The organism is Chryseobacterium sp. GW821-FHT04C04, from assembly GCF_059420365.1.
This window is the reverse complement of the sequence record NZ_JBWKTO010000006.1, coordinates 197,092-211,153: the sequence shown is the minus strand read 5'-3', so window position 1 is coordinate 211,153 and position 14,062 is coordinate 197,092. Positions and strand designations below refer to the sequence as shown.

13 protein-coding genes are annotated in these 14,062 nt (G+C 35.8%); 9 read left to right on the top strand and 4 right to left on the bottom strand.

Features of this window, described 5'->3' with window-relative positions:
• Window positions 1-85 precede the first annotated feature (85 nt).
• On the top strand, window positions 86-259 hold the full coding sequence (locus tag AC07UM_RS20480; RefSeq protein ID WP_494684421.1) for a bacteriocin-like protein: 174 nt from the start codon (window positions 86-88) through the stop codon (window positions 257-259).
• Between the two features lie 202 nt (window positions 260-461).
• The gene (locus tag AC07UM_RS20475; protein WP_494684420.1) at window positions 462-1,259 is read left to right on the top strand and encodes a GLPGLI family protein; all 798 of its coding nucleotides are present in this window, start codon (window positions 462-464) and stop codon (window positions 1,257-1,259) included.
• A 67-nt stretch (window positions 1,260-1,326) separates the two neighbouring features.
• On the opposite strand, the gene AC07UM_RS20470 is transcribed toward AC07UM_RS20475, so the two are convergent.
• Both AC07UM_RS20470 and AC07UM_RS20465 read right to left on the bottom strand, forming a co-directional pair.
• Entirely contained in the window at window positions 1,327-3,456 is a 2,130-nt protein-coding gene (locus AC07UM_RS20470) for a S9 family peptidase (protein WP_494684419.1), read from the bottom strand.
• Between the two features lie 93 nt (window positions 3,457-3,549).
• A complete protein-coding gene (locus AC07UM_RS20465) occupies window positions 3,550-3,771 on the bottom strand; it encodes a bacteriocin-like protein (RefSeq protein WP_494684418.1) in 222 nt (73 codons plus the stop codon).
• 125 nt (window positions 3,772-3,896) lie between these two features.
• Between AC07UM_RS20465 and AC07UM_RS20460 the strand changes: the two genes are divergently transcribed.
• Together AC07UM_RS20460 and AC07UM_RS20455 are read left to right on the top strand one after the other, a co-directional pair.
• On the top strand, window positions 3,897-4,370 hold the full coding sequence (locus tag AC07UM_RS20460) for a hypothetical protein (protein WP_124530772.1): 474 nt from the start codon (window positions 3,897-3,899) through the stop codon (window positions 4,368-4,370).
• Between the two features lie 11 nt (window positions 4,371-4,381).
• A complete protein-coding gene (locus AC07UM_RS20455) occupies window positions 4,382-4,570 on the top strand; it encodes a DUF6496 domain-containing protein (RefSeq protein ID WP_494684417.1) in 189 nt (62 codons plus the stop codon).
• 56 nt (window positions 4,571-4,626) lie between these two features.
• Here the strand turns inward: AC07UM_RS20455 and glgP are convergent, their stop codons facing one another.
• Window positions 4,627-6,291, bottom strand: a complete 1,665-nt coding sequence (gene glgP / locus AC07UM_RS20450; protein WP_494684416.1) for an alpha-glucan family phosphorylase — start codon at window positions 6,289-6,291, stop codon at window positions 4,627-4,629.
• A gap of 203 nt (window positions 6,292-6,494) precedes the next feature.
• On the opposite strand from glgP, the gene AC07UM_RS20445 reads away from it, so the two are divergent.
• From AC07UM_RS20445 to AC07UM_RS20425, 5 genes are all read left to right on the top strand, one after another.
• Entirely contained in the window at window positions 6,495-7,292 is a 798-nt protein-coding gene (locus AC07UM_RS20445; protein WP_103232617.1) for a hypothetical protein, read from the top strand.
• Window positions 7,293-7,447: 155 nt separating this feature from the next.
• The gene (locus tag AC07UM_RS20440) at window positions 7,448-9,550 is read left to right on the top strand and encodes an FIDD domain-containing protein (protein WP_494684415.1); all 2,103 of its coding nucleotides are present in this window, start codon (window positions 7,448-7,450) and stop codon (window positions 9,548-9,550) included.
• Between the two features lie 88 nt (window positions 9,551-9,638).
• Complete coding sequence (locus AC07UM_RS20435) at window positions 9,639-10,229, top strand: DUF1572 family protein (RefSeq protein WP_494684414.1); 591 nt, start codon at window positions 9,639-9,641, stop codon at window positions 10,227-10,229.
• A gap of 66 nt (window positions 10,230-10,295) precedes the next feature.
• Complete coding sequence (gene mtaB, locus AC07UM_RS20430) at window positions 10,296-11,642, top strand: tRNA (N(6)-L-threonylcarbamoyladenosine(37)-C(2))-methylthiotransferase MtaB (protein ID WP_152290525.1); 1,347 nt, start codon at window positions 10,296-10,298, stop codon at window positions 11,640-11,642.
• 53 nt (window positions 11,643-11,695) lie between these two features.
• On the top strand, window positions 11,696-13,213 hold the full coding sequence (locus AC07UM_RS20425) for an FMN-binding glutamate synthase family protein (RefSeq protein WP_494684413.1): 1,518 nt from the start codon (window positions 11,696-11,698) through the stop codon (window positions 13,211-13,213).
• An 86-nt stretch (window positions 13,214-13,299) separates the two neighbouring features.
• Here AC07UM_RS20425 and AC07UM_RS20420 read toward each other — a convergent pair whose 3' ends face one another.
• Window positions 13,300-14,058, bottom strand: a complete 759-nt coding sequence (locus tag AC07UM_RS20420; protein ID WP_494684412.1) for a hypothetical protein — start codon at window positions 14,056-14,058, stop codon at window positions 13,300-13,302.
• Window positions 14,059-14,062 lie beyond the last annotated feature (4 nt).

Sequence of the window (14,062 nt, the reverse complement as noted above, 5' to 3'; positions counted from 1 at the left end):
TACATATGTATTTCATTTCTGTGTGATGTTTGTTTTCTATTTTCGGCAGTGTCAATAGTGACAAATAATTTTAAAAACATTTATTATGAAAAAATTAAAAAAGATTTCAAGAGAGAATTTAAAAAATGTTCAGGGAGGTAGAAGAGATTTCTGTCAACCGGGAGCTGATGATGTATGTGCACAATATGGACTTGAATGTGGTTTTTGGTATACCGTGCAAAATGGTCAAGTGATAGAGTCCCATAATGCTTGTATGTAATGATGTTGACTTGAATTACAGTTTTAAGGGGGCTGTCTCAAAATTCATATAATTGGACTCTTGTCATTAACTACGTCGAATCTTCGATTTCTGACGCAGGAAGAATCTTATTTAGAATCAATCGTTTGAGATTCTTCATTACATTGCATTTCATTCAGAATGACACTTTTGAGACAGCCCTTTTTTTAATAGGTAGACTTTCATGAAACAATTACTTTTTATCTTATTGCTGGTATCGAATATTTTGGCTGCACAGAATATTACTTTTATATATGAGCTTACGTTCAGGACTGATAATAAAGATGTAAGACAAGAATACTATTATTTGGACGTTTTGGGTAAGCAATCCGTCTTCAGGTCAGAAAAAATACGGGAAGCAGATTCCTTAATGCAAAAAAATGGTTATTGGAACAGTCGTAAGCCTATTTTTGAAGATATGTATTCTTTCAAAAACCTAATCAATAATAAAGTTTACAAAAGTGTCACACACCCTGCTATGTATGATTTATATTACATCAATATTAATGATAAACTAAACTGGAAAATTCTATCTGATACAATGAAAGTTGGTGATGTGCAATGCCAGAAAGCTACAACAGAGTATGGGGGGCGTAATTGGATTGCCTGGTTTGATCCTACAAGTCCGATACAAGAGGGACCTTATATATTTTATGGGCTTCCGGGATTGATTATGAAACTTTCAGATGAACAAATAGATTTTGATTTTAACCTTATTAAAATTAAAAAGTCTGATAAAAATAATATGTTCTATCTACGAAAGGGAAAAGAAATAACCTGGGATGTTTATAAGAAATTACAAATTGATTATTATAATGATCCATTTGCTGAAATAAAAATCAGAAATATTAAAACAAAAATTGGTGATTCTAATGGAAATCCTGTTAATATAAGTTTTAAAGAAATCACAGAAAGTATTCGGAGACAGATGAAAGAAGGTAACAACCCTATAGAACTGGATAAAGCTGTAAAATACCCTTAATAAATAGGTAAATAAAATCCCTTTCAGAATTTCTGAAAGGGATTTTTATGAGATGTAAGTTGACTACTTATAAATTATTCAAAATAAAATCTGTCATCTTTTGATATAATTGTGGTCTCGTCTGTCCACCATAAATTCCATGGTTTTTATCCGGATAAGCCATGAAATCAAACTGTTTTTTGTTTTGGATCAAAGCTTCAGAGAATTCCATAGAGTTCTGGAAGTGAACGTTGTCATCAGCTGTTCCGTGGATTAATAGGAATTTTCCTTTCAACAGATTAGCATATTCCGTAGGAGAGTTTTTATCATATCCATCAGGGTTTTCCTGAGGAGTTCTCATAAATCTTTCCGTATATACAGAATCATAATATCTCCAGTTGGTTACCGGTGCAACAGCAATTCCCACTTTAAAAACATCTGCACCTTTAGTCATTGCTAAGCTGGTCATATAACCACCGAAGCTCCATCCGAACATTCCGATTCTGCTTTTATCAATATAAGACTGGTTTCCAAGCCACTTTGCTGCAGTGATCTGATCTTCAATCTCATATTTTCCTAAGTTCATGTAGGTTATTTTCTTGTACTTAGCCCCTTTATAACCGGTTCCACGTCCGTCTACACAAGCTACAATATATCCTTTTTGTACAAGATGATTGAACCACATTGCATTTCCGTTATCCCATGAGTTCGCCACCTGCTGAGATCCCGGTCCTGAATATTGGAACATAAACAGAGGATATTTTTTATTAGGATCAAAGTTTTTAGGCTTCATAATCCATGCGTTCATTTGATCGCCTACAGCATTGGGAATCGTGATGAATTCTTTTTCAACAAAATTATCCGTTTTTAATTTCTGTAACTGATCATTGTTGTTTTGAAGCTCTTTTACCACTTTCCCGTTACCATCTTTTAAAACATACGTGTAAGGTTTTGACGCAGTAGAAGAGGTTTCAATAAAATAATTATAGTTTTTGCTGAAGTTAGCAGAATTATTTCCTTCCGCATTGGAGATCAGCTGAGCTTTTCCGGTTTCAATATTTACTTTGGAAACGACCTTGTTAATACTCCCTTTTTCAGTAGTCTGAACGTAAATTTCTTTAGATTTTGGGTTGAAACCATAATAATCGGTTACCTCCCAGTTTCCTTTGGTGATTTGCTTTTTAAGCTTACCATCCTTGTCATACCAGTAAAGGTGACGGTTCCCGTCTCTTTCAGAAGACCAAAGGAAAGAATCATCTTCAAGGAATTCAAGAGTTGGGCTATCTGTATCAATCCATTTATCATCTGTTTCAGTGAATAATTTCTGAACTGCTCCTGTTTTTGTATTTACTTTTAAAATATCTGAAGCATTCTGAATTCTCTCAGAAGTAATTAAAACAATTTCATCAGCTTTTGCTGTCTGGAATACATTCGGGATATAATAATTTTTGAAAGAACCTAAATTCAGCGGTGTTGTTTTCCCATTGTCAAGACGGTATAACTGTGCGGAAACCACAGCGTTTTTCTCACCTGCTTTTGGATATTTATAACGCATTTCAGCCGGATAAAGACTTTTTCCGTAGATCGGAATATAGATTTCCGGAACCTGGCTTTCATCAGACTTTACAAACACGATGGCATCAGAATTTTTGGTCCATTCATACTGTCTTGCATGTCCGAATTCTTCTTCATATACCCAATCTGCCAAACCATTCAGGATGGAATTCTTTTTACCATCCGTAGTAATCTGTGTGATTTTTCCTGAGGAAAGGTCCTGATAGAATAAATTGTTGTCAGAAATGAACGCCACTTTCGTTGCATCTGGTGAGAACGTTGGTTCCTGAACTGTTTTACCATTGTTCAGACTGATTACTTTTCCGGATTTTAAATCTTTTACATCAAACTTCCCAAGAAAAGAATGTCTGTAGATAGGCTGGCTTCCTGTCTGTAAAAGGATTTTAGATTCATCATCAGAAAAAATATAGCTTTCAAATCTTCCGTCCACAAGATTTCCCTCTTTTTGAGAAGTTTTGTAAGAATATTTTGCAATTCCCGATGATTCGATGACAAGATAATTTTCACCGTTTTTCATGGAAGTGATCCCTGCGATCCCTTTTCCACGGTAATATCCTGAATATATTTTATCTAAAGTGATTTCCTGTGCTGATACACTTTGGAATACAGCTGCAACAGTAAGAGTTAAAAGGAGTTTTTTCATTTCTAATTTTAATGCTTCCAAATTTAATAATTCTTACTTATATAACCATATAAAATAAAAATCAGGACTTCAAGTCCTGATTCTGTATTGTTATTAAGCTTCATGCATTGTTCCCGGATCTTCGGTTTCTGGAGGATAATATCCTTCAGGCGCACAGAAAGGGTAGGCGTGAGCACAAGGAGAATCTAATCCACCTCCAATCCACCAGATTCTAAGTTGGCAGGTAACTTCGTCTACACATCTTCTCATTCCGGGTAAAACACCTCCGTGTACTTCCTTTAATTGTAATCTTGACATTTTTTTGACATTTTTCATGGTAAATATTTTTAGTTTTTCGACTCTAAAATAATAAAAAATATTCAGTAATGAAATTTTAAAAAAAGGCAATTTGGCAAAAAAATTGAATATGTTATAATTATAAATCAAATTCAATAATAATTATGGAAACAAATGCATATAACCAGAAACTAAACCGTTATGTATTGAAAGACCAGATTGTTTATACAGGTTTTTCAAGTTTTAATGATGCCGAAGAATGTGCTCATAAAAAAGGAGGTACATTGGTGGAAGTGGTATTTAGAGATGGAAATGATAATCCCGAAATTACAGATGAAGGAGGTTTAATTGAGAAAAAGATTCATTACTATGTATATGCAGGTGATGAATACAAATTTATCCATTCCTCAGACCCCGGATTCAGAAAATATGCAGACGAACTGCAGAAAATAAAGGCTAAAAATGATAAGACCAGCCCGGATGAACGGTATTTTGCCAATTTTGAAATTGAAAATATAGAAGATCCGATCATTGTCATCAAGAATGATCATTTTGAGTCGGTAACATCGAGAGAGCGTTCAAAATATTTAAAGCACGCCTGCGTTTATGAATTAGGGGTATCCCTGCCAAAATCTTAAAAAAAATTATCATGAGCAAGACTAAATATTCAGAAAAAGCTCAGGACAAAGTAGGAAAAGTAATGCACGAATTCAAGGAAGGGAAATTGAAATCTTCTTCCGGACAGAAAGTGACCAATAGAAAACAAGCCATTGCTATCGGTATTTCTGAAGCGAAGGAAGAAGGGTTGAAAGTGCCTGCAAAGAAAAAAAGTAAATAAACTTATAAAAAATGCCCGGAAATTTTTCCAGGCATTTTTTATAGAAAGCAAAATTACTATTTCACTTCATTATAAAGTATTCTATAATATTCATCTGCCATCCTGTCACTATTAAAATGATCTTTCACATCGTCCATCGCGTTGTGCTGGATCTTTCTCCACTGATCTGGATTGTCGTAATACATCGGAAGAATTTCGTTTTCAAGAATTTCATATAATTTGTTTAAATCATAATTGTCCTGTTCGTAGATGCTCATATTCTGATAATCAGCTTTTGGAACTACGAAAGAGTTTTCTCTATGTTTTGCAAATTCCGGAATCCATCCGTCATCTGTGGATAAATTGATAGACCCGTTCATCGCCGCACTCATACCAGAAGTACCAGACGCTTCTCTTGGAACCCTAGGATTGTTAAGCCATAGATCAGAACCCTGTTTTAAAGATTTACTTAAAGAAAGTTCATAACCGGTAAGAACGGCTATGCTTTTGTGGTTTTTACTTTCCTCCACCAGTGTATTGAATGTAGAAATAGCCGAATAGTCCATTGGATAAGGTTTTCCAGCCCAAATGATTTGTACGGGATATTTTGGATTATTCAAAAGCCTGTAGAATCTTTCTTTATCATGTAAAAGAAGATCTGCTCTTTTATAACCTGCAAATCTTCTGGCCCAGACAATGGTGAAAATATTGGGATTAAACAAATTTCCTGTTTGGTCCGCTACAATGCTGAATAGTTTTTTCTTTAAATGCTTTTTGCGGTAATCGAAAACCGTTGCATCATTTTCATCTTTTGCGTTGTATAAAGGTTTATCCGACCAATATTTAAACTCCTGGGCATTGGTGATCGATGTGATTTCGCAGATTCCCGGATATTTACTCCACATCGCTCGGGAAACGACACCATGCAGCTGGGAAACTCCATTGGCGATTCTTGCCATTCTTAATGCACAAAGAGAATGGTTGAAGCGGTCATCGTCGGAACCTTCAATGTTTTTTATTTCTTCCATGCTGTAGCCGGAGAAATAGGACATATCATAACATAATCTGAAACTATGCTTTTCGTTACCTGCTTCTTCAGGAGTATGGGTGGTAAAAACCAATTTTTCTTTTACCTTATTGAGGTCTCCGTTGTATTTTTTTAACAGATAGAATGCTGCGGGAAGTCCATGAGCTTCATTAAGGTGATAAACATCCCTTTCAATATTCATTTCATCCAGAAGCTTTGCTCCTCCTTTTCCTAATAAAATATATTGTGCCAGTTTTGTAGACTCATTCGCATCATATAATTTGTGGCAGATTGTTTTGGAAACATGATCATTTTCCGGAACATCTGTTGAAAGAAAAAACATCGGTGCCGTATTGAAAATTTCAGGATCAAGATACCATACTTTTACCCAGACAGGAGCACTGTGAATTTCGATTTGAAATTTTATTCCGGTGTCTTCAAGAAAGCTGTACATTTTTCTTGTCCATACCGGCTGTAAAGTCTGATCATGATTTCTTGCCTGGTCATAGTAGCCGAATTTCCATAGGATACCGATTCCGATAAGATCCTGCTTAAGATTATAGGCACTTCTCATATGAGATCCTGCTAAAAAGCCAAGCCCCCCCGAATATATTTTCAGAACCTGCTCAAGAGCAAATTCCATCGAGAAATAAGCGGTTTTTTTTGAATATTGAGGATTGATGTTGTAGGGTATTCTGAAATTCCTAAAATCCATAAATGTGTGTTTGTGTTTAAAAAGCCAAAGGTATTAATAATGAAAATAAACTTTACATTAATTAATAGATAAATTAATTTTAAAATGAAGCATTGAATACTTTTTTTACTTACCTTTAAGAGTGTAAAATTTTGATTATCAAAAACTTTTAGTGGTGAAAGCCAATGGCAGCATGTGTTCTTAATTAAATAAAAAAATCACACATGAAAAAGACATTTTCTGAGGAAGATCTGATCAAGAATCTGAGTTTATATTATCTGAATCGGCATTTGAAAAAAAAGCCCATGGAGAAGTATCACCGTACCATAGACGAATCTCTGCTTCATGATCGTGAAAAATACAGAAAGAAGTCGGAGATCCTTCTTCTCAACTCTTTTATGCATCATTTCCCCGAAGTTAAATTTGAAAACCTTACCTGCGAGAGTCCAGACTTTATCGCAAAATTGAACGACAAAAAAATTGGAATAGAACTGACTGAAGTGATCAATCATCTGGAAATGAAGAAAGTAGAAAGTACTTTGAATAAGATGTTTCGTCAGGCAGAAATATTATTAGAACAAGAAGACACTACGAAATATCGTGGTGTTTATTTTTTAGAATTCTATCCGGAAACAAAATTTGATAACCTGGAAGTACAGCAGGATAATATCATCAGTATCTATAAAAGTATCAAGCGGAATAAGGGAGTAGGCTGTGTCAAAAGTATAAGGAAATCCTTTCACCGGAGAAATGTTTTTATCACACATGAGTACAATATGAATCTTTTTGATGAACTCTGTTCAGAAAAGATTCTGGAACTCATAGAAAAAAAGAACGAAAAATTTCCCTACTATGACACTTCAGTGGATGAATGCTGGCTGGTAATAGTTTCAGATATGAATTCTATTGCTTCCAGATATACTTTTATTCAGGATAAAGAACATTTGAAAGAAGTGAAAAGTCCCTTTCATAAAATATTCCACCTCGAAAATCTTTGTGGGAATATTACGAGTATAAAATGATGTTTTTTGTTATATGTTTAATTATTTAATGTTTTAATTTGAAATAATTTAAAATTATTCAGATTTCATTGTTTGTAATTAAAATATAGGTATATTTGGTGTGCATTGACTATCAATATGATGTCTTACTAATGTAACCATAAAAACATTAATATATGAGAAAACTTTTACTTTTCATACTTCTGTGTATCTCTCATACTTTCTATGCTCAAGCAGATTGTGCCACTGCATTGTCTGTTTGCGGAAACTCAAATATTACCTATAGCCCTACAGGATATGGTAACATAAAAGAGCTGGTGAATTCGGGAAGCTGTATCGATTTTACTGGAGAGCACAATTCAATTTGGTATAAAATTACAATTGCTACCGGAGGTACACTTACTTTTGATCTTGTTCCAAATAATCCTGATGCCGATTACGATTGGGCTATTTTTGGTCCTAATGTAACCTGTGGAAGTTTGGGATCTCCAATACGTTGTAATGCTGCAACGGTTATCGGCCCAGGTCCTGCTACAGGATTAAATATGACAAGCACCCTTCTGAGTGCTGCCGGAGGTTCTCTTACACCTTACTGTAAATACCTGGATGTTTTACCGGGACAAACCTATTATTTATTCATCGATAACTGGGTGAGCGCAACCAGTTCTACCACAGCTCCATTTTCTTTGACATGGGGAGGAACAGCAACACTGGCTTCTCCGTTCACAGATCCGAATATCCAGACCCAGCCATTTAATCCTCCTGGGATTCCGGCTGCGAATCCTGCAGACCCAAGAGAAGTTGTAATATGTTCTCCTACAGCTTTATTTGATTTTTCTACGCTGTCTATGGGAATTCTTAACGGAAATCAAAACTTTAATGTAAGCTATCATCTTACTCAGAATGATGCCTTAACAGGAAATAATCCTATTATAGTTCCAATAACGGTAAATACAACTACTGTTTACTATTACAGTATCAATTATACCGATCCAACGAATGCGACCAATCCACTTAATAAATGTAAACAGGTCGGAACATTTAAATTCAAAGATGGTTCTATTACAGCTAAAAATGTAACATTGACTCAATGTAACAATAATAATGCAGGAACGGCCTTGTTTGATTTAACAACAGCAGATGTCATTAATAATCCAAATGTTACTAAAAAATATTATCATACGATGGCAGATCTCAACGCAGGGATCAATGAAATTACCACTCCTATGGCATTTGTCTCTGCAGAAGGGATTATTTATGTAAAAATCATATCAGAATTTGGCTGTACTGCCGTTGCTCAGATAACCTTGAAATTCTATCCGGTAGTGGTAGTGAATGAGGCCACCTTGAGATCATGTTTCATCGAATCTAATCCATCTACTGCTTCTTTCAATCTTGTGAATGCTTCAGTAACGGGTCAGACAAATCCGACAAAAAAATACTATCCTTCATTGACAGATGCTGTCAGCCAGACCAATGAGATTCTGACCCCTAATAATTATATTGCTCCTAATGGATTTGTATATGTAAGAGTTTCTAATGCTCAGGGATGTTATACGGTAGCCAGAATTACTTTAGTCGTTATTGCACCGGTATATTCTGATACTCTGAAAGATGTAACCATTTGCGCAGAAGATCAGACCACATTAGATGCGGGAGCCGGATTTAAAAGCTATGAATGGAGTACCGGAGCGACTACACGAACTATTAAAGCAGGAATCGGAGTGTATTGGGTGAAACTTAAAACCGGAGAATGTATTACCACACAAACTGTGAAAGTATTGCCTTCTGATCAGCCTGTTGTTTCCGGTATTGATATTTCCAATAATACGGTTACGATATCTGTAATAGGAGGAACGCCAGCTTATAAATATTCCATGGATAATATTATTTGGCAGGACTCCAATGTTTTCAATAATCTTTCAAGAGGAGATCATAAAGTATTAGTAAAAGATGCTTATGACTGCGATCCAATAGAGATAGGAATTGTTGTACCTAATCTGGTAAACGTAATTACCCCTAATGCAGATGGGATGAATGATGTGATCGATTATTCCGCATTAGCAAGAAAACAAAACCTGATCATGAATGTTTTTGACCGATATGGAAATAAAATCTTCCAGGCAGACAAATCAAATGGTTATAAATGGGATGGTACTCAGGGCGGAAGAGTAGTGCCTACCGGAACCTATTGGTATTCTATCACATGGAATGAAAATGATAAAAAGAATACAGCAATCAAATTTACAGGTTGGGTATTGGTGAAAAACAGAGAATAACAAAAAAATATAATACATAGATAAAACCACTTCGTTGAAGTGGTTTTTATTTTTAAAAGTTATTAAATTAGGGATCAAAATAGAAAAAATGAAAGACCTGTTTATAAAACGATTCGAATACTATAAATCGCTTGGTGATAAAGCATTTCGTCAATTGACGGATGAGCAGATGTTTTGGCAGTACAATGAAGAAAGTAATTCTATTGCCATCATCGTAAAACATCTTGCAGGAAACATGCTTTCCAGGTGGACAAACTTTCTGACAGAAGATGGTGAGAAATCCTGGCGTAATCGCGATGAAGAATTTGTCAATACTTTTAAGACAAAGGATGAGGTTCTTGATTACTGGGAAAGAGGCTGGAAATGTCTTTTTGAATCTTTGAATCAGATAAATGATGAAAATATCTATTCAACAATTTATATAAGAGGAGAGGCACATTCTGTTATTGATGCTGTTTTCCGACAGTTGGCTCATTACCCCTATCATATTGGACAAGTTGTTTATATTGCTAAAATGATGAAAAATGAAGATTGGAGTACATTGTCGATTGCAAAAAACCGCTCTCAAGAGTTTAATACTGAAATGAAAAGCAAAATTTCCAATAGTCAACCAGAAGCCAATTCATCCCCCGTCTGTTTTCAAAACAGCCCCGAAGTAAGGGATGAATATAAACAATAGATTGAATCGATCTTGCGTTCTTATTAAAATTACTATCTTTGCACCCATAAAATTCAGGAGTAACAAATGTCTACTTTTCACAGAACTGCCGCGTTTCATACACTTGGCTGCAAACTAAACTTTGCAGAAACATCTACTATTGCCCGTCAATTAACAGATGCAGGTTATGATAAGGTAAGCTTTGATGAAAAAGCGAATGTGTATGTTATCAATACCTGTTCTGTGACAGAAAATGCAGACCGTGAATGTAAACTTCACGTAAGAAGAGCAATGAAAGCCAATCCGGAAGGGCTGGTAGTCATTGTTGGATGTTATGCACAGCTGAAGCCTGAAGAAATTTCACAGATTGAAGGCGTTGACCTCGTTTTAGGGGCAAAAGAAAAATTCAATATTCTAAGCTACCTTGACGATTTAGAGAAATCTGAGAGTGAAGGAGTCGTTCATTCGTGTGAAATTGAAGAAACAGATTTCTTTATCGGAAGTTATTCTATTGGTGACAGAACCAGAGCTTTCCTTAAAGTACAGGATGGCTGTGACTATAAATGCACCTACTGTACGATTCCATTAGCCAGAGGAATTTCACGTTCGGATACTATTGAAAATGTTCTTAGAAATGCGGCAGAAATTGCGGCAAAAGACATCAAAGAAATTGTTCTTACAGGGGTAAACATCGGAGATTACGGTAAAGGTGAATTCGGAAATAAAAGACATGAGCATACATTTCTTGATCTTATTTCAGAATTGGATAGAGTGGATGGTATTGAAAGAATCCGTATTTCTTCTATTGAGCCTAACCTTTTGAAAGATGAAAGCATTGAGCTGGTTTCCAAAAGCAAAAGCTTTGTTCCGCATTTTCACATTCCGTTACAGTCGGGATGCGATGACCTCTTGAAAAAGATGAAACGTCGTTATCTTACCAAATTATATAATGACAGAGTCAATAAAATCCGCGAGGTAATGCCTGATGCGGCTATTGGTGTAGACGTTATTGTAGGATTCCCGGGAGAAACAGAGGAGAAGTTTATGGAAACGTATAATTTCCTTAATGAACTTCCTATTACCTATCTTCATGTATTTACGTATTCTGAAAGAGAAAATACAGAAGCTGCTGCTATGGAAGGAGTAGTTCCTATACCTGAAAGAAAAAAACGTAATAAAATGCTGAGAATTCTTTCTGAAAAGAAGAAAATGGCATTTTATCAGACACAACTTGGAAAAACGCTTCCTGTTCTTTGGGAGCATGAAAATAAAGATGGGAAAATGTTTGGCTTCACAGAAAATTATGTGAGAGTCCAGAAAGACTTTGACCCAGCATTTGTCAATCAAATAGAATTTCTAAATTTAGAAAAAATCCTGTCAGATGGCACGGTTTCAGTGCAATCTTCCTACCAAAATTTTTTAGCAAAAGCATAGGCTCTTTGCAAAATTTCCACTAAATTTATTTTTAAACTTTAAATACTACATTCATGAGAGATAAGTTTTTATCTTGGGGAATTGTATTAGTAGTTGCTACATGGATTATAGCACTGCTGATCAGAACGCATTATTGGATACCAACGCTGTTATCCGCCATCTATGCATTGGGTGTTTACAATGCTTACCAATCGAAACATGCTATTTTGAGGAACTTTCCTGTATTGGGATATCTCAGATATTTTTTCGAAAGTATTTCACCCGAAATGCAGCAATACTTTATTGAGAGGGAAACAGATGGGAAACCATTTCCAAGAAATCAGCGTTCTGCAGTATACAGACGTGCCAAAAATCTAAGCGATACTGTAGCTTTTGGTACACAGCTGGAGGTTAATCACAGAAAATATGAAGGAATTAAGCATTCTATTTATGCAAAATCTCCTTCAGAAGAACTTCCGAGAGTCTGGGTAGGAGGAGAACAGTGTACACAGCCTTATCATGCATCTCTGCTTAATATCTCTGCAATGAGTTTCGGAGCATTGAGTGACAGAGCTCAGATTTCCCTGAACAGAGGCGCAAAAAAAGGAAATTTTTATCATAACACAGGAGAAGGAGGAGTTTCGCCCCATCACATGGAAGGAGGTGACTTATGCTGGCAGATAGGAACAGGATATTTCGGATGCCGTGATGAGGAAGGGAAATTCAATCCTGAACTCTTCAAAAAATATGCTACACTTCCTAATGTGAAAATGGTTGAGATCAAATTATCACAGGGAGCAAAACCAGGGCATGGAGGAGTACTTCCCGGCGTGAAAAATACTCCGGAAATTGCTGCAATCCGTCATGTAACACCAGGAATGACTGTTATTTCACCACCATCACATACATCATTCTCAGATGCAGCCGGATTGCTGAGATTTGTACAGCAGTTAAGAGACCTTTCAGGAGGAAAACCGGTTGGATTTAAACTTTGTATCGGAGATACCAAAGAGTTTGAAGATATCTGTGTACAAATGAATGTTTTGAAAATTTATCCAGACTTTATTACCATAGACGGCGCAGAAGGGGGTACAGGTGCAGCACCACCGGAATTTTCAGATGGAGTAGGAATGCCACTAGAACCCGCTTTGATATTCGTTAACAGAACACTTAATAATTACAACGTAAGAAGTAAATTAAGAGTGATTGCGAGCGGAAAAGTTCTTACCAGCCTTGATATTCTGAGAGCCATTTCAATGGGAGCTGATATGTGTAACAATGCCAGAGGATTTATGTTCTCTTTGGGATGTATTCAGGCATTAAGATGTAATACTAACAACTGTCCTACAGGAGTTGCCACACAGGATAAAATGCTTATTAAAGGGCTTGATGTCACGGACAAAGCAGAAAGAGTATATCACTTCCACAAAAATACACTTCACACCTGCAATGAACTGATTGCTGCTGCTGGAAGAAGCTCTTATGAAGAAGTAGATGCTACCATGTTTATGAGAGGGGATGAATTTGACCACCTTGCAGACCTTTACTTCCCGGATATTTTAGGAAATGTAAAGCAAAAGGCAAGACCTTAGTTTTAGCTACAATAGAGATATAAATAACCCCCGCAATACGTATTGCGGGGGTTATTTATTATTTTATTTAAACTTTATGTTATAATTTATGGTCTTGTTGATCTGTTATATACCTGGAAGTTGAAAACAAAAGTTTTATTTCTCAATGAGATCACCTGGCTATACCCTGGGTAATTGTAAGGGAAATAAGGATCTCTTGCAAACGCAGCTCTTGAAGGAACAATAATTACTCCCTGTAAGTTATAAGCCGTTTCGCTAGGATAGTTATTAAATGCTTTAAACTTCTGCATCGCTTCACTGAACCCTTCAATCATATAATAACTTTGCTGTTTTGCAGCATCAGTAGTTGCATTTTTGATTAATGGATCATTTGGAGAAATATAATAATATTTAGGATCAATTGCAGGAATTCCGGTTCCGTTTACTGTATTCATGAAATCTGTAGCAGCAGTAAATAAAGACTGTCCGTCTGTATTGATCGCAAGATACGTGGTCGCTTTCATCATTACTTTAAGAATATCTGTGCTGCCAATAGCTTGTTCATCAGCTGGTGAAGGCTGCGCTCCGTTTCTAATGATATAAATAGTTCCTGAAGGAAGTGTTACAGGATTCAACTCAGATAATTTCTTTTCATTATCATCTGAAGTATCCGTAGAACTAAAAGCTTTTATATTTCCCTGTGCATCGAGATAGTTCTCATTCATGAACTTCTTAATGGCTTGATCGTCATATGTGTTTTGTGTTGTAATGTCTTCCGGCTCTACATAGCTTTGTACATCATCATCTTTTTTACAAGCAGAAAAACACAAAGATCCTGCAAGGATATAGAAAAATATTTTTTTCATTTCA